The sequence below is a fragment of the Flectobacillus sp. BAB-3569 genome (assembly GCF_002270355.1).
Lineage (GTDB): Bacteria > Bacteroidota > Bacteroidia > Cytophagales > Spirosomataceae > Flectobacillus > Flectobacillus roseus.
Window position 1 is genome coordinate 1 of the sequence record NZ_NJFZ01000148.1, and the last position, 921, is coordinate 921.

At 31.3% G+C, this 921-nt stretch carries 1 pseudogene; it reads left to right on the plus strand.

Annotated elements, in window-relative coordinates:
* Positions 1-181 precede the first annotated feature (181 nt).
* Positions 182-465: pseudogene (locus tag BWI92_RS26775) on the plus strand (hypothetical protein).
* Positions 466-921 lie beyond the last annotated feature (456 nt).

A 921-nucleotide genomic window follows, 5' to 3' on the forward strand; every position in this document is an offset into this window, starting at 1 on the left:
TCAGATGTCAGTTTGTTATTTTTTCTTGATAGATAAATTTCATCATCAATTTTGTTTCTAACATCTGAAAATGCGTTGTTGACTCTTTCAATATAATTACTTGGATACTTTGAATTGAACTTTGAATTAATTGCTCTTTTTAGCAACGCTTTGTGATAGCGGTCAGCAATTGAAAAATGCCATGCAATCCGTTGAAAATGAAGGAAAAGGCGTGATTTTGTATATGTTCCAAGATGGTAAGAGTGCCAACTTAATGAGCGATTTAAAAAATACAAACTACAGGAAATGGGTGTCAATCAAAGTACGGAAATTACACCAAACGATGAGAGAGACTATGGAATTGGCGCACAAATTTTGAGAGATTTAGGTATTTCAAAAATCAAATTGCTGACAAATAACCCTAAAAAACGTGCAGCATTATTCGGTTACGGTCTCGAAATTGTGGAGACTGTGACCTTGGGATAATGATTTATTAAGTTGAATTTCAACGCTAGAGACGCAATGATTGCGTCTTAAGCTGAGTGAAATCATCAAAAAAGCGGTCGAAAACAATTTTCGACCGCTTTTTGATTCAGTTTCAAAACTGTTCAAAAATAAGTCCAAGACCAAGTCTTGAACTAGTAATAAGAAATCCATTTTGTATTCCTTTCTTTTTATGTAAATTTAATTCGAAAAATCTTCGCTTTATTTACTTTTGCTTTTGTTTTATTTCGAATCTGAAAGTATAGAATGATATTGCAGGTTTTTCTATATTTGCTCGCAAATTAGTACAAAAAATATTTTCGTTTTGTTTCTTTTATTTGTTTTTGTTTTCTATTTTTGTTTCAAGATGAACAAAAGAGCAAAGGAAGCTTTAAATTACCTAGACATTATGCTCCCAAATCAACGTAGAGAAAAGATTTTAGAATTATTAAAAGAAGA